Genomic DNA, 15320 nt, shown 5'->3' with positions numbered 1-15320 from the left:
GCTACGCCTTCCAGAAGAAGACGGCCGTCATCCGCTTCTCCTCCAGGGTCTGGCCCCAGTAGCCGGTGGCGCTGTGGATCAGGTTCGCGGAGTAGAGCAGCAGCCGGTTGGCGCGATGGGGGACCCGTACGTCCTCGGTGAAGGATTCGGGGGAGACGAAGCGGGTGCCCAGTGCGTCGACCAGGTTGTTGTGCGGTGCGATCACCTGGTTGCCGCCCAGCGCACCGCCGGGCAGGCTCTGGCGGTAGAAGCTCGTCCCGCAGTCCTTCGGCACCTTCGGGTTGAGGTAGAGCACGGCGGCGTAGCGGCACAGGCTCCGCGAGTCGGTGTGCGGGCGCGGCTCGCTCTCGCCCTCGCCGACGACCTGGACGCAGTTGTGGTTGAACGTTCCGCCGCCCGCTGGCCGTTCGGCCCAGATCTTCGGTGCGCCGGTGGACTTGCGCACCAGCCGCTCCACCAGGGCCAGTTCATCGGGCTCCAGACCCGGCATCGCGCGCAGCCCCGGCCAGCTCTCGGGCTTGTGCGGATAGCCCTCGGTCCAGTCGTCCTTGGCCAGGCAGCGATCCCGTACGGCGTCCGGGTCCGGCAGTACGTCGTCCAGTACCCAGTAGTCGCGCCCACGGGTCGGCTTGCGGTACGGGAGGACCGGGAGGGGAGGAGGTAGGGGCATGGCAGGGACGGTAGCCACCGGGCCCGGTGCGGCTCACTCCCGATGGAGTCAACGTTCCGTCAAGTGTTCGCCATGGGTGGCGAGATCACCGGGACACGCTTGCGGGCGCGCGCCGCCGTGCGGACCGGGTGGTTCACTGGCGGCATGCCGCTCGAAAACTACGGAGTGCTGTCCGGAACCCTGCACCGCCACTTTCGTGACCGGCCCGACGACCAGGGCCGCTGGTTCCACGTCCACCTGGAGGTCGACGCGCCCGCCGGCCGCTACGAATGCGCCATCGACGTGGACAGCAAGCACTCCACGATCGGGGTCCAGTGGAAGGTCTTCACCCTCCACGCCTCGGTGCTCGACCCCGTCGCCTCGCCGGCGCCCGGGTACCACGACCTCGCCCGGACCTCCGGATCGGGCGCGCTCGACTACCTCCGGCACCCGGCGCTCGCGGACCGGCCCGGCTGTCTGCTCGGCGGCCACCCGCCGCAGTGGTTCCAGCGGATCCTCGACCGGTTCAACCCGCCCCGGCCCTGGATCTCGGGCTCGTACCTGGAGGCCTCGCAGGCGCTGGAGCCGATCCTCGTCGTGGGCCGGCCGGTCCTGGTCTTCGGCGAACCCTTCGACGAGGGGCTCGGCATGCACAACATCCACCAGAACCAGGGTGACCCGTACGGCAGCCAGTGGTGGCCTGACAACGGCATCTGGCAGGACGGGGCCACGCTCACCCGGCGCCCGGACGGCCTCTTCGACGTGTTCATCTCCAGGTTCTCCACGCAGATGGAACCCACCGACGCCGACGGCCATCCGGTCTCCTCGGCGGCGGCCACCCCTCAGTGAGCCGCGCGGCAGGCCCCGCTCGCGTCGTTCGCGGAGACGCCGACCGCCTGGAGGCTCGCGGCGCAGCTGGTCTGGTTGCCGATCTGGCCCTCGTAGCACGCCTGCCCCACGCCGTCCGTGACCTGCTTGCCGTGTTGTACGAGGTACTGCTCGCACTCCTGGACGCCGGTGGGGGCGGCGGTGGCGGCCGGGGCGGCGAAGAGGGCACCCCCGGCGGCGAGGACGAAGCCGGCGAGGACGCTGGTGATACGGGCCGACGGACGCATGCGGATGTACCTGCTCTCTCGGTCGGTCACGCGGTCCGCCGGTGCGCCGGACCACGGGCGGGGGCGGCGCGGAGCGGGCACTCCGGGGGGCGACGGGCTCGACGCATCGGTCATCCCCGCCCTTCCGGCGCTAGAGCACCGGGCGGCGGGTCGCCACCGCCGCGCAGACCGCCGCGAGCGGCAGCTCCGCGCACACCGCCAGGGCCAGGGCCGTCGCCCGGGCGCCGCCCGGAGCCGAGGTCGTCACGTCGAACCAGGCGTCCATCAGCAGCAGCGCGGCCGTCGCGGCGGCCAAGGGAGCCGCGCGGGGATCGTGGCGCCTGAGCAGCAGACCCGTACCGCTCAGTCCCGCGGCCAGCAGGGCGTCCAGCCCGATCCAGGCGGTGGACCAGTTCGCGACCTCCGCGGTCTGCGGCAGCGTCTTCGCCAGCACCACCATCCACGGCAGCAGCGCCACCCCGGCGCCGGTGAGCAGCGTGGCCGGCCGGGGCCAGGGCGTGCGGCGGGCCTGGAAGCGCGGGGCGACGAGGGTCATGGCGGTGGAGCTCCTTCCGGCCCCGGTGGTCCGTCCTCCGGGTACGACGATCACTCTGGTCGCGCGGGGGACGGGAATCAGTAGCGGCACCGTCCGAACCGGGGGTGGCACTGGCTACACCCCCGACCGGGCACCAGGGTGATGGAGCGGCTCTGACCAGTGCGATTACCGTACGGGCATGGGACTTTCCGGGGCGCTGAGGCGTACCACACGCTGGATCGCCGACCACGCGCCCTGGTCGGCGTGGGCCTGGCGCAGCACCGCGTTCACCGCCGCCGCGATCCCGATGGCCCTGCCCGCCGTATCGGCGTTGGTGTTCCTCAAAGCCGCCCCGCTCACGCTGCTCGCGCTGCTGCTCCTGACCCCGCTGCTCACCCGGCTCCAGCGCAGCCGGTTCCGGGAGCTGCTGGAGCGGGAGATTCCGGCCGTCGCGTACGGGCACCGGCCGCTGCGTCCGCGGGCGTTGCTCGAACGGCTGCGCTCCGAGTCGACCTGGCGGCAGTACGGGTACCACCTGCTGGTCAGCCCGCTCGCGGGGGTGGGCGGGGCGCTGATCGTCCTCGCCTGGGCGTGCGGGTTCGCCGGGGCCACTGTGTACGGATGGTCGTGGCTGCTGCCCGTCGAGGAGGCGTACCCGGGCTGGACCCGGGCCTACGACACCGCCACCGTGCTCGGCGCTCTGCTGCTGCTCGCCACCCCGTGGCTGGCCGCCGCCCTGGCCCGGCTCGACGCCTTCGCCGCGGCCTCCCTCCTCGGACCCAACCGGGCCAAGGAGTTGGAACGCCGCGTCGAGGACCTGGCCGAGAGCCGGGCCGGGGTCCTCGACGCCGCAGACCTCGAACGCCGCAGGATCGAACGGGACTTGCACGACGGCGCCCAGCAGCGCCTGGTCGCCCTCGCCATGAACCTCGGCATCGCCCGGGCCACGCTCACCGATCTGCCGCCCGAGGCGAAGGCGGTGATCGACGAGGCCCACCGGGAGGCCAAGGAGGCCATCGAGGAGCTCAACAGCCTCGTACGCGGCCTGCATCCGGCGGTCCTGGAGGACCGCGGACTCGACGCGGCCCTCTCCGGGATCGCGGCCCGGGCACCCCTGCCCGTCGAACTGACCGTGGAGCTGGCGCACCGGCCCGGCCCCACCGTCGAGGCCGTCGCCTACTTCGTCGTCTCCGAAGCCCTCGCCAACGTGGCCAAGCACGCCAAGGCCTCCCGCTGCCGCGTGGAGGCCCGCCGGGACGCCGACACGCTGCGCATCACCGTCACCGACGACGGGGTGGGCGGCGCGGACCCGGCCCGGGGCACCGGGCTGGTGGGCCTGCGCAAACGCGTAGGGTCGGTCGACGGAACCATCCTGATCAACAGCCCCCTCGGGGGCCCGACCGTCGTGACTGTGGAGCTGCCGTGCGGGCTGTGATCGCCGAGGACTCGGTCCTGCTGCGAATAGGACTGGTCAAGGTCCTCGAAATGGCCGGGTTCGAGGTGGCCGCCGAGACGGGGGACGCCGAGGGACTGCTCGCCGCTGTGGCCGCGCACGAGCCCGACCTCGCGCTGGTCGACGTCCGCATGCCGCCCGGATTCACCGACGAGGGCGTACGCGCCGCCCTGATGATCCGTCAACAGTGTCCCGGGACCTCGGTCCTGCTGCTGTCGCAGTACGTGGAGGAGCGCTACGCCGCCGATCTGCTGGCCGGCCGGGCGGGCGGCATCGGGTACCTGCTCAAGCAGCGGGTCGCCGACGTCGAGGAGTTCATCGACGCCGTCAGGCGGGTCGCGGCCGGCGGCACCGCCCTCGACCCGCAGGTCGTCTCGCAGCTGCTGCTGCGCCGGGGCGGGGGCCTCGACCCGCTGGAGCGGCTCACCCCGCGCGAGCGGGAGGTGCTCGCGCTGATGGCCGAGGGGCGCTCCAACGCGGGGATCGCGGCGCAGCTCGTCGTCAGCGAGAGCGCGGTCGCCAAGCACATCAACAACATCCTCGCCAAGCTCGACCTGCCCCAGGCCGACGGCGACCACCGACGGGTGCTCGCGGTCCTGCGCTTCCTGGACGGTGCCTCGTGAGCGGGGGCGGACGCCCGGGCGGGTCGCGTCCCCGGCGCACGGCGTGGATCGCTGCCGCGGCCCTGAGCGCCGCCTCGGTCCTCGCCCCCGCCGCCTGGCAGGTCTGGTCGTACACCTCCAGCGAGAGCGGGACGCTGAGCGGCGGCAGCGGCGAACGGCCGGTGTCCGCCGTGGAGATCGACGCGGGCGGTGCCGACGTACGCCTCACCCCCCGCTCCGACGGACAGGTGGTCTACCGGGCCGAGACGCGCTGGTCGGTGGCCGCCCCGAAGATCGAGGAGAGCTGGCTCGGCGACACCCTGAAGCTGACGCCGCACTGCCCCGCGGTCGGGGACCTCGTGACATCGGGCATCGGCTGCTCGGTCGATCTGGGCGTCACCGTGCCCGCCGGCATCCCGGTGAAGGTGACGGCCGGCTCCGGCACGGTGGTGATCAGCGGGCTGGGCGGCGCCGTCGACGCCGAGGTCGGTGCCGGGACGCTCCGGCTGAGCGCGCTGCGCGGACCGCTGCGGGCGAGCGTGGGCTCGGGCTCGCTCGAAGCCTCGGGGCTCAGCTCGCCGCGGGCCGAGATCCGGGCCGGGGCGGGCTCGGCCGTCGCCCGGTTCGCCGCCCCTCCGGAGCGGGTCACCGCCCGGGCGGGTGCGGGTCGGCTCCGGCTCACCGTGCCCGCGGACACCCGCTTCCGGGTCACGGCCCGTGCCGGGGCGGGCCGTTGTGACGTCGCGCCCGGTATGGACGACCCCGCCGCGCCGGGCCGGCTGGACATTTCGGCGGACGCGGGCCGCGCGGAGGCGGGCTATTGAGGGCCGTGCCCCTGGGGAGTGTGCTGCGGCGGCCACGGCAGGGCGCCGTGGCCGCCGTGGCCGTCAGGCGCGGGGCGGTACCCGGGAGGGGCGGCCGCCGCCGCGGGTGAGGGAGTACCCGAAGATGCCGGCGAGGGCGCCGAGCAGTCCGCCCGCCGCCGTCCAGACCCAGCGGTCGGACCACCGGCCGCCGGACCAGCCGTCGGCCGGCTCGCCGACGGCCGCCGGCTGCGGGGCCGAACTGCCCGAACCCGCCTGCACGGTCTTGCCGATGCCGGGTACGAGCGGTGCCGCGAGGGCGCCGTCCACCGCGAAGGCGCCTCCCGTGTCGCGGGTGGAGACCTCGACCTCGGCCCGTACCGGAAGACCGAGGTCCTCCTCCGCCACGCCGACGACCGTCAGACGGACGTAGTAGCTGCCGGGCAGCGGGTCGTTGGCCCAGGGCTCCGCACCCGGGCGCACGGTGCGCAGGGTGCAGGACAGCTCGACCGAGGCGGCCTCCTTGGCCGCCGCGGCCTGCTGCGTGCCGTACGTGCACGCCTGGCGGCGGCGCAGCCCGTCGTAGACGTCGAGCTGCCAGGTCGAGGCCCCGTGCCGGTTCGCCGCCGGAGGCAGCTTCACCGTGGCCTTGACGGTGGCCCGCTGCCCCGAGTCCAGCGGGACCGCCCAGTACAGGTAGTCACCGGTGGACGCGTCGGCCGTGGCCCGCTGGCCCGGCTGGATCGCCGTGGCGGTACGGAAGGCCGTGCCCGCCTCGGTCGGCCCGGAGGCCTTGCCGCCCGGGCTCGCACCGGCGCTCGCGCTCGCCGACGGGGTGTCCGCCAGGGCGGCGCCCGCCATGCCGAGCACACCGCCTGCGGCGAGGGCGGCGGCGGTCAGTATGCGTACGGTACGCATCAGTTGGTCCTCCAGACCGAGATACGCCAGCGGGAGATCCAGCCCCACAGCAGACCGGCGACGAGACCGGCGAGCACCAGCACGCCGAGCAGCCACCAGCCGCGGCCGAGACCGAACGCCGCCGCGTCGGACGCGTCGTCGGGTCCGTCGACCACGTCGATGGTGAGCTCGACGGGCAGGCCCGGCGTGGTCTTGACCGAGGCGGGCGCCGAGAAGGAGTTGCTGACCTGCAGACAGACGGTCTCCACCGCCGGCTTGCCGTCACCGTTCTTGTCCGCGTCGGAGTCGTCGAGTTCGGCCTTCGGGTAGCGCAGACCGGTCGAGATCATGTCGGTGCGTCCGTCGCCCGCCTCCGAGCCGCGGACGATCTCCCGTCCGTGCACGGTCGTCGCGCGCAGCATGACCCCGTAGTCGTTGCTGACGGCGCGGTCGGCGCCGATGCTCACCGAAGCGCGCAGCTCCTGGCCGGGCTTGACGTCCACCCGGTACCAGCGGTGCTCGCCGAACGTCTCGCGGTCGGTGTACAGGCCCGCCCCGAGCTGCGGCGCGCCGGCGCACTGCTTGGCGCCCTCGGTCGCCACCGGGGTGACGACCGGGGTCGCCGCCCGGTCCACCAGCTGCTTGACGCGGCCGGAGAGTTCGGCGGTGTGCTGGACCGAGGTGTAGGTGCCGCCGGTGGCCTCGGCGATGCAGATCAGCTGGTTGCGCGTCTTGGCGTCGGGGACGAGCCCGAGCGTGTCGATGACGAGGTGGATGCCCTGGGCCGCGATGTCACGGGCCACCTCGCACGGGTCGAGCGGGGCACAGGTGTCCTCGCCGTCGGTGATGAGCACGATCCGCCGGGTGGCGTCACCGCCCTTGAGGTCTTCGGCCGCGCCCAGCAGGGCCGGCCCGATCGGCGTCCAGCCGGTGGGGGCCAGGGTGGCCACCGCCGTCTTCGCCTCGGTCCGGTCGAGCTTGCCGACCGGGTAGAGCTGCTTGGTGTCCTTGCAGCCGAGCTGCCGGTCGTCACCGGGATAGGTGGCCCCCAGGGTCCGTATCCCGAGCCGTACCTCGTCCGGCGTGGCGTCCAGTACCTCGTTGAACGCCTGCTTCGCCGCGGCCATCCGGGACTTGCCGTCGATGTCGGTCGCCCGCATCGAGCCGCTGACGTCGAGGACCAGCTCGACCTTGGGGGACTCCTTCGCCACCGGTTCACCGGCGGCGGCATTCGCCGGGAAGAGCCCGACCGCCAGAGTGGCCAACAGGCCGCAGGCCCCGGCCGCCACCCATTTTCTTGTGATCATCGCCGGATCGTATTGAGGATCGGCCCCCGGAACCAAAACGCTCCCCCCGGGGAAGCCCGGCTGCCCGGCCGCCCCCCGGCCGACCTGCCGTCGGCGCCGCCCGCGGCTACGCTGGACGGGGGGCTGTCCGCAGTGCCCCGACGGAGGCGATCTCATGAGACGACGCCATCACTTCCACATCGATCATGCGGGGCACTCCGTCAGCGCCACCGTCGAGACCGGCCGCCACGTCGAGGTGGAGATCCTGGTCGACGGCAAGGAGACCGGGCACGGAACGACGCACCACGACCGGCCCGTCACGGTGCAGGTGGAACTTCCGACCGATCCTCCGACATCGGTGTCCGTACGTGCGACACCCGGCCCAGGGGTCCCGCGCTGTGTCCTGGAGGCCCCGGACGCCGTTCCCCAGGTCATGTCCCCGCGTCGTTACTGACGAGGCCGAGCGGCACGCGCCCCGGCCGCGGGGCCGGGTCGCATGCCGCTCGTGGAGCGGATCAGGAGGCGGGCGTCAGCTCGCCTGGAGGGTGACGTCGTCCACGACGAAGGAGGTCTGGAGGGACTGGTCCTCCACGCCCTGGAACGTCAGGGTGACGGTCTGGCCGGCGAACCGGGACACGTCGTAGCTCTTGAGCACGTAGCCCGGGGCCGCGTCCAGGTTGGACAGGGTCTCCAGGGTCTGGCCGCCCACCGAGACGGTGAACCGGTCGTAGACCACGTTCTCGTCCTCGTCGGTGTCGATGTGGAGGTAGAAGGCCAGCCGGGCCGTGGCACAGCCGGCCGGGAGGGCCAGCGACTGCGATGCGCTGTCGGTGTGCGAGGCGCCGTAGCCGTTCAGCCACGCCATGTACGCGCCGCTGTGCGAGACCTGGCCGGACTGGTTGGTGACGACCCCGGCGGTGGCGGTCCACGGGCTGCTTCCGCTCTCGAAGCCGCCGTTGACCACGACCTGCTTCGGGGTGCACGTACCCCCGCCGCCGCCGACGGTCAGGGTGTAGGTGGTGCTGTGGGCGACCGTGCCGGTGCCGGTGACGGTCAGGGTGTAGGTGCCCGCCGCGGTGGCCGCGCCGACCTGCACCGTGAGCGTCGAGGAGCTGCCGGACTGCACGGAGGCCGGGCTGAGCGTCGCGGTCACCCCGGACGGGGCGCCGGAGACCGACAGGGCGAGCGTCTGCGGGCTGCCGCTCACGGTGGTGGTGTTCACCGTGGAGGTGACGCTGGTGCCCGGGGTGGCGGAGCCGGCGGCCGGAGAGGTACCGATCGAGAAGTCCTGCGCCGGGGTGTCACCGCCGACGGCCTGCTTCCAGATCGCGTAGGCGACCCCGTCGGCGCTGCGGTCCAGCACCGTCGCGTTGATGTTGTTCGCCGTGTCGCAGGAGCTGTGGTAGCAGGAGTCGTACGCCGCGTTCGCGGTGCCGCCCCACTTGGTCGCCTGCGCCGAGGTCTTGCGGGCGCTGGCGCCGGCCGCGTAGCCGGAGGTGGGGATGCCGCCCTGCTGGAAGGAGTAGTCGTCACTGCGGCCCTGGCCCTCGGTGTTCTCCTCGGGGGCGAGGTTCAGCGAGGCCCAGTACGCCTTGAGCGGCGCGGCCGTGGTCGAGTCGAGGTTGTTGATGAAGTAGCCGCCGTTGGGCGAGCCGACCATGTCGAAGTTGTAGTAGCCCTTGATGGCCGCCTTCTCGGCGCTGCTGAGCCGGCCCACGTAGAACTCCGAGCCGTTCAGGCCCTGCTCCTCGTCGGTCCACCAGGCGAAGCGCACGTGCTTGGTCAGGGTGGGGTTCTTCTGCGCGAGGACGAGCGCGTTCTCCAGCAGGGTCGCGGAGCCCGAGCCGTTGTCGTTGATGCCCGGGCCCGCCGAGACGCTGTCGAGGTGGGCGCCGAACATGACGGTCTGGTCGGCCGGACCGCCGGGCCAGTCCGCGATCAGGTTGTTGGACGGGTAGGTGCACGAGGTGCAGTTCTGCTCGGTGACGGTGAAGCCGGCCGCCTGCAGCTTGCCCTTGATGTACGCCACGGACTGGGTGTAACCGGCGCTGCCCGCCCGGCGGTTGCCGCCGCTCTGCGAGGCGATGGTGTTCAGCTGGGTCAGATGCGCCTGGACGTTGGCCACGTTGATGTTCGGCGGGTCGTTCCCGGGCTGGGTGCTGCCGACGTTGAGCGCGTAGTCGACGGTGTGCGCGAGGCTCGGGCCCTGGCCCTTGACCGTGACGGTGAAGGAGCCGGGCGCCGAGTTGGCCGTGGCGGACAGGGTCAGCGTCGAGGACTGGCCGGACTGCACGGTGGCCGGGTTGAAGGAGGCGCTCACCCCGGACGGCAGGCCGGTGGCGGTGAGCGTCACCTGCTGCGCCTGGCCGGTGGTGGTGCTGGTGCTCACGGTGGTGGTGACCGAGGCGCCCTGCTGGACGGTGCCCGAGGACGGGTTCAGCGCCATCGAGAAGTCGTCGTTCTGCCCGCTCGGGGTGCAGGTCGGGTCGCCCGACTGGGCGGGCACGCTGATCGCGTCCCAGGCGGCCTTGGTCCTGGTGAACAGGTTGCAGGTGGCCGGGTCGAGCGACTTGGCGGAGCTGAGGGTCGCCGTGCGGTACTTCTTGTAGGACATGCTGCTGGTCTTGAGCAGCATCCCGCCGTAGAAGATCTTGCCGGCGGTCTGCACGCCGACGCCGGTGACCGTGGACTGGTTGCAGGTGGGGCTGCTCGGCTTGCCGCCGCCCGGGTTGCTGCCCTCGGCCAGCAGGTAGAACCAGTGGTTCAGGGGCCCGGCGGCCGCGTGCACCTCGGTGCCGGGTATCGCGGAGCTGTAGCAGGCCGGGTCGTTGTTGACGGCCGGCGGGTTGTACATGTTCCGGATCGGCCCCCGGCCCTGGAGATTGATCATCTCGCCGACGGTGTAGTCCGGTGTGTCGTACGGCGCCGGCTCGTTCGCGTACGCCTCGGTCAGCGCGCCGAAGATGTCGCCGGTGCCCTCGCCGAGACCGGACTCCTGGCCGCTGGTGCCGCCGGGGGTGTTGGAGTCGATGGCGTGCCCGTACTCGTGGCCCACCACGTCGATCCCGGCGATCCACTCGTTGGCGCTGTTGTGCCCGATGGTGACCGAGCTGCCGTCCCAGTAGGCGTTGAGGTCGCCCAGGCCCACCTTGCCGGGGAAGCTGCGGCCGTTGCCGCTGACGCCGTTGCGGCCCAGCCACTGGCTCAGCATGTCCCACTGCTTCTGGGCGGCGAACATCAGGTCCGTGCAGCCGGTTTCCTTGGACGTCGCGTTGCCCGTGCCCCAGGAGTCCGAGGACTTCGTGAACACGCTGCCGGTGCTGTAGTCGGCGCAGCTCAGACCGGGCCGGTTCGGGTCGCGCAGCGAGTACGAGCCGCCCGAGGCGGTGGTGTCGACGGTGAGCGGGTTCGGGCCGTTCCACTTGCTGGAGCCGCTGCCGGCGACGACCTCGTCGTGGCGGTCGACGACCTTGCCGGTGCGGGCGTCCACGAACACGTGCAGCTTGCTGGGCGCGGTCCTGGTGCTGCCGGAGAGGACGGTCTCCCAGGCGAGGACCTGCTTGTCGTCCTTGATCTTCACGACGAGCCGGCTGCCCCGCACCTCGTCGACCTTGGCCAGCTCCGCACGCGAGACGGCCTCCGCCGCCTTCGCGGTGACGGAGGGGGTGGTCGCCACGTCGATCGCGGTGGCGGAGGCCGACTGGACGGCGCGTACGCGGCCCTCGCCGTCGGCGAGGACGACCGCGTCGCCGCCGACGACCGGCAGGCCGCGATAGCTGCGCTCGTAGGAGACGGAGTACAGGTCCTGCACCCAGGGGGTGACCAGGCGCCGGTCGTACTGCTGTTGGGGCGAGTTGACCAGGGTGTCCAGGCCGCTGCGGACCGCCGCGTCGGCGGCGGCTACCGCGCGCTCGGCGGACTTGGCCTGCGGGGAGGGTGCGGGGGGCTGGGCCTGTGGTGAGGCGGACGCGGCGGTGGCCAGCGTGCCGGCGAGGCCCGCGGTCAGCGCCATGGCCGCCACGGAGGCCATCCATCTGGTGGGCTGCAAGAGTCCACTCCGATCGTGTGTGGGGGGTACTACGGGTGGGTGCTGGCGCCGAGTATGAGCGTGGACATGGCGAGATTGGGACATACCTGCGCGCATAAGGTCCGCGTTATGGTGCCGTGGGGTCACGCTGCGTAAGCTGCGTGAATGCAGCTGGAGTTGAGGCATCTGCAAGCCGTGTGCCAGATAGCGGAGTCCGGCAGTCTCGGTGGCGCGGCCCGGCGGCTGGGGGTCTCCCAGCCCGCGCTCTCCGCGCAGCTGCGCAGGATCGAGCGGGTCACGGGCGGCGAGCTCTTCGTCCGCGGCCGGAGCGGGGTGGAGCCCACCCCGCTGGGCCAGTTCGTCCTGGCCAAGGCGCGCCGCGTGCTCACCGAGATGGAGACCCTCGGCGCCGAGACCCGCGCGATGGCGACCGACGCCCCGCTGCGCCTCGGCTGCATCCTGCTCGTCCTGATCGACGGACTGCTCGCGCGGACCGACCTGACCCTGTCCGGGCGGGAGATCACCGTGGACGTGGAGCATTCGGTGACCGCGCTCGTACGGATGCTCGGAGCGGGCCGGTTCGACGTCATCGTGTACGGCGAGGTCAACGACCACGAGGTCGCGCTGCCCCAGGGAACCCTGGCCCGGACCCTGGTGCCCAAGGAGCCCTTCTGCATCCGGATGTCCACCCGGCACCCGCTGGCGGGGCGGGAGGTCCTGGACCTCGCCGAACTGGCCGGCGAGCAGTGGATGACCCTGGTGGAGGACGACGACGGCGGCCCCGAAGCGCTGGTCGAGGCCTGCGCGAAGGCCGGCTTCGCCCCCTCCCTGCGCCACCGGATCACCGACCGCAAGATGCGGCACGACCTGGTGGCGGCGGGCCGGGCCATCTCGCTCACCCAGCCCACGGCCCCGGCGGTGGAGGGCACGGTGATGCGCCCGCTGCTCGGCACCCCGATCACGGGCCGTATCCGGCTCGCCTGGAACCGCTCGGCGGTCTCCGCCGGCCAGGCGGACTCCCTCTACCGCGCGGCGGCCGGCGCGTACCTGGCCAACGTGGACAACAACCCGTTCCACCGCGCGTGGTGGAACGCCCACCCGGAGGCGCACCCGGTCCTCGGGTGAGCGTGCGCGGCACTGAGGTGAGCGTGCGCGGCCCTCAGGGGCGGAGGGGCCCCGAGGACGGCAGCAGCCGGTCGTCGTGGACGAGGCCGGCCACGTGGTCGGACACCATGTCGAGGATCGCCGCCGCCGCGGCCGCGTCGCCGAGCACGAGGAAGTTCAGGGTCAGCCCGTCCGTCATCGCCGCCAGGTAGCGGGCCAGCACGGGGACGGGGACGCGCAGTCCGGTCCCCATGCCGAGGTGGACCTGCTCGATCAGTTCCGCGTACGTCGCGCAGTACAGCTCGTGCTGGCGCCGCGCCAGGTGCTCGAACCCCGGCTCGCGCAGGGCGTACTGGGTGAGCTCGTACGTGAGCATGTGCTCGGCGGGGTGGGCGCGGACGTGGTCCCAGTAGGCCTGGAAGCCGGCCCGGACGGTCTCGCGGAGGGTGGCGCGCGGCAGGATCGCCTCCTTGACCACCGCCAGATAGTGCTCGGTGATCGTCTCGATGACCGATTCGAGCAGCGCCTGCTTGGAGTCGAAGCAGTAGTGGAAGACGCTCAGCGACACGCCCGCCTCGGCGGCGATCGACCGGGTCGTCGTCCGGGGGACGCCGTCGCGGGCCATCGCGCGGATCGCGGCCTCGGTCAGCTGCCTGCGCCGCTGTGCCAACGGCATCCGTGCCATGCGGAATCGGTTCCCTTCGTACGGGCGGAGGTACGGCCGGGGCCGGGGCCGTCGGAATCGGACGAGCCGATCCCGACGGCCCCGGCCCACGGGCGCCGCTTGGGCCGTCAGCTGCTGTAGACGCCGACTTCGTGCAGGGAGTAGCCCCACTGCGTGCCGCGCCCCGCTCCGTGGATGCGTACGTACCGGGCCGGGACCCCGGCGAACCGCGCCGTGTCCAGGCCGCCGTCGCCGGTGGTCGTGGACCACGCCGTCTGCCAGTTCACGTCGTCCGTCGAGACCTCGATCCGGTACGACTTGCCGTACGCGCGCTCCCAGTCGAGGGTGACGCGCTTGACGAGGCCGGGGGAGCCGAGGTCGATCCGCAGCCACTGGTCGTCGTTCCAGTCGCTCGCCCAGCGGGTGCCCGTGTCCCCGTCCACGGCCCGGCCGGGCGCGTAGCTGACGAACGGGTTCCACTCGGCGGAGCTGGCCGAGGCGGGCGCGCCCGCGGCGAGGTTGACGCCGGCCTTGTGCTGCTCGGACGCCCCCCAGGTGCGCAGGTAGGACTCGGCCCCCTTGAAGAGGTCGTCCACGACACCCTGGCCGCCGACGAGCCGGATGTCCTCGATCCAGTCGGGGACGAGGCCGTAGTGCGCGGCGCCGTCGGTGTTGAGGTCCCAGGTGCGCTGCCCGGTGGTCTGCCTGTCGATGACGGAGCCGCCGTCGGTGCTGCGGAACGGGTACTTCACCGGGTTCGGGGTGTCGGCGCCGCGCGGGCCGGGCCAGCCGCCGACCCCGTTCATGTCGGTGCCGTACCCGTAGCCCACGTGGTACTTCTCGCGCAGCGCGTCCGTGCGCGCGGCCTCGGCGCTGAACCCCTCGGCGCCGTTCATGTACTGGGCGGCGAACCCGCCCAGCTTGTAGAGGCGTTCGGTCCAGCCCAGGTCCATCCAGCTGTGCGAGGAGATCACGCCCGGGTAGGACTCGGATTCGAGGATGTCGAAGGCCCGGCCCGCGGCCTTGACGCTCATGTGGTCGACTTCGAGCATCATCTTGCGTTTCATCATGCCGCGCACGGCGTATTCACCGAGGTCGGTGAGACCGCGGGTGTTGCACTGCGCGTCGGCCGCGTACGAGGGGACCGACACGCCCGCCGGCAGCTCCTTCTGCGCCGAGGGCGCCGGGGCCAGGCCGATCGGGTTGTCGTGCTGCGGGCCGGTGCACTGCTCGGTCTTCCAGAAGGTTCCGGTGGACAGGAACTGTCCGACGTTGATCGCCGTTCCCAGGGCGCCCTCGTCGAAGCGGACCCCGCACAGGGCGTTGTCGAACTTGTGGCAGAGGAACATGCTGCGCACGCCGAGCCGGTACAGCTCGTCGAGGCCGCGGTCGATGTCCGCCTTGCTGCACTGGGAGACGTCCAGGATCTGCTTGCAGCCGAACGGCTCGGAGGTCTCCACGCCCAGGACCACGGCCAGCTTGCCCTGCTGGACGACGTCGCGGGCCTGCGCGGAGTCGGTGACGATCCGGAACCAGCCCTTGCCCGGGCCGCCGTACATCTTGTCGATGAAGGCCTGCATGTCGTAGGTCTTCTGCGCCTCCAGGCGGATGGCGGTCATCTCGTCGCAGCTGCGGTCCTTGAAGAAGTAGACCGAGCAGATCACCCCGTTGGTGACGAGGTCGTTGACGAGGACGCGCTGGCCGCCGCGCCAGGCGCGCTCGATCCAGGCGTAGTAGTTCTGCTGGTGGGTGAGGGAGTCGTGGGCGGGCCAGTCCTTGAACGTCGGCCAGCCGGTGGGGTCGTGCTTGCCGTCCCCGCCCTTGGTGATGAAGTCGAAGATCGCGAGGGAGCCGTCGGGGTAGTGCTCGGGGCAGTCCTTGAGGGCGTCGGCCACCCCCAGGTCGGAGAACGCCTTGCCGCAGATGAGCCGGCCGCCGAAGCCCTCGTTGGACATGATGTGGTCGTGGGCGTCGACGAAGCCCCGGACCTGTCCCTGGGCGTCGGTGCCCTTGAACGGCTCGCCCGTGACGTTGATCTGGGAGTCGGGCGCGGGTCGCGCGGTGGGGTTCCACCAGCCGGCATCGCCCTCGGCGGCCGCGCCGGGCGCGGGGCCGAGGGCCATGGCCACCATGGCGAGGAGAAGGGCGAGCAGCGCGAGGGGCCTGCGCCTTCGGTGCGGGGCTCGGGTCATGGTCATCACTCACG

General features: G+C 72.3%; 14 protein-coding genes. 6 read left to right on the top strand and 8 right to left on the bottom strand.

The features are described 5' to 3' along the window. Position 1: 1 nt before the first annotated feature. The gene (locus tag ACIQU4_RS32400; RefSeq protein WP_403738339.1) at positions 2 to 670 is read right to left on the bottom strand and encodes a DUF6445 family protein; all 669 of its coding nucleotides are present in this window, start codon (positions 668 to 670) and stop codon (positions 2 to 4) included. A gap of 144 nt (positions 671 to 814) precedes the next feature. On the opposite strand from ACIQU4_RS32400, the gene ACIQU4_RS32395 reads away from it, so the two are divergent. Then, the gene (locus ACIQU4_RS32395; RefSeq protein WP_403738338.1) at positions 815 to 1498 is read left to right on the top strand and encodes a DUF2278 family protein; all 684 of its coding nucleotides are present in this window, start codon (positions 815 to 817) and stop codon (positions 1496 to 1498) included. On the opposite strand, the gene ACIQU4_RS32390 is transcribed toward ACIQU4_RS32395, so the two are convergent. Continuing rightward, entirely contained in the window at positions 1492 to 1794 is a 303-nt protein-coding gene (locus ACIQU4_RS32390; protein WP_403738335.1) for a hypothetical protein, read from the bottom strand. The genes ACIQU4_RS32395 and ACIQU4_RS32390 overlap by 7 nt on opposite strands. A gap of 100 nt (positions 1795 to 1894) precedes the next feature. Then, positions 1895 to 2299, bottom strand: a complete 405-nt coding sequence (locus ACIQU4_RS32385) for an LPXTG cell wall anchor domain-containing protein (protein WP_403738333.1) — start codon at positions 2297 to 2299, stop codon at positions 1895 to 1897. Positions 2300 to 2477: 178 nt separating this feature from the next. Between ACIQU4_RS32385 and ACIQU4_RS32380 the strand changes: the two genes are divergently transcribed. From ACIQU4_RS32380 to ACIQU4_RS32370, 3 genes are read left to right on the top strand one after another with little or no spacing between them, the layout of a single operon-like run. Next, positions 2478 to 3713 (top strand): histidine kinase, encoded by a 1236-nt coding sequence (locus tag ACIQU4_RS32380; protein ID WP_403738330.1) that lies wholly within the window; start codon positions 2478 to 2480, stop codon positions 3711 to 3713. Beyond that, positions 3701 to 4354, top strand: a complete 654-nt coding sequence (locus ACIQU4_RS32375; protein ID WP_403738327.1) for a response regulator — start codon at positions 3701 to 3703, stop codon at positions 4352 to 4354. Before ACIQU4_RS32380 ends, ACIQU4_RS32375 begins: the two co-directional genes overlap by 13 nt. After that, on the top strand, positions 4351 to 5157 hold the full coding sequence (locus ACIQU4_RS32370) for a hypothetical protein (RefSeq protein WP_403738325.1): 807 nt from the start codon (positions 4351 to 4353) through the stop codon (positions 5155 to 5157). The genes ACIQU4_RS32375 and ACIQU4_RS32370 overlap by 4 nt, the downstream gene beginning before the upstream one ends. Positions 5158 to 5220: 63 nt before the next feature. Here ACIQU4_RS32370 and ACIQU4_RS32365 read toward each other — a convergent pair whose 3' ends face one another. Next, on the bottom strand, positions 5221 to 6054 hold the full coding sequence (locus ACIQU4_RS32365) for a hypothetical protein (protein WP_403738322.1): 834 nt from the start codon (positions 6052 to 6054) through the stop codon (positions 5221 to 5223). Next, complete coding sequence (locus ACIQU4_RS32360; RefSeq protein WP_403738319.1) at positions 6054 to 7340, bottom strand: VWA domain-containing protein; 1287 nt, start codon at positions 7338 to 7340, stop codon at positions 6054 to 6056. The genes ACIQU4_RS32365 and ACIQU4_RS32360 overlap by 1 nt, the downstream gene beginning before the upstream one ends. Before the next feature lie 154 nt (positions 7341 to 7494). On the opposite strand from ACIQU4_RS32360, the gene ACIQU4_RS32355 reads away from it, so the two are divergent. Continuing rightward, complete coding sequence (locus ACIQU4_RS32355) at positions 7495 to 7773, top strand: hypothetical protein (protein ID WP_053688931.1); 279 nt, start codon at positions 7495 to 7497, stop codon at positions 7771 to 7773. 75 nt (positions 7774 to 7848) lie between these two features. Here the strand turns inward: ACIQU4_RS32355 and ACIQU4_RS32350 are convergent, their stop codons facing one another. Beyond that, entirely contained in the window at positions 7849 to 11349 is a 3501-nt protein-coding gene (locus ACIQU4_RS32350; protein WP_403738601.1) for a M28 family peptidase, read from the bottom strand. A gap of 162 nt (positions 11350 to 11511) precedes the next feature. Between ACIQU4_RS32350 and ACIQU4_RS32345 the strand changes: the two genes are divergently transcribed. Beyond that, positions 11512 to 12471: a LysR family transcriptional regulator gene (locus ACIQU4_RS32345; RefSeq protein ID WP_403738316.1), complete on the top strand. Its 960-nt coding sequence runs from the start codon at positions 11512 to 11514 to the stop codon at positions 12469 to 12471. A 34-nt stretch (positions 12472 to 12505) separates the two neighbouring features. On the opposite strand, the gene ACIQU4_RS32340 is transcribed toward ACIQU4_RS32345, so the two are convergent. After that, positions 12506 to 13135 (bottom strand): TetR/AcrR family transcriptional regulator, encoded by a 630-nt coding sequence (locus ACIQU4_RS32340; RefSeq protein WP_403738313.1) that lies wholly within the window; start codon positions 13133 to 13135, stop codon positions 12506 to 12508. Positions 13136 to 13242: 107 nt separating this feature from the next. Beyond that, positions 13243 to 15312 (bottom strand): discoidin domain-containing protein, encoded by a 2070-nt coding sequence (locus ACIQU4_RS32335; RefSeq protein WP_403738311.1) that lies wholly within the window; start codon positions 15310 to 15312, stop codon positions 13243 to 13245. Between the last annotated feature and the right edge of the window lie 8 nt (positions 15313 to 15320).

Source organism: Streptomyces sp. NPDC090741, assembly GCF_044769045.1.
Taxonomy (GTDB): domain Bacteria; phylum Actinomycetota; class Actinomycetes; order Streptomycetales; family Streptomycetaceae; genus Streptomyces.
Note: the sequence above shows the minus strand (reverse complement) of the source record. Positions and strands in the feature narration are given on the sequence as shown.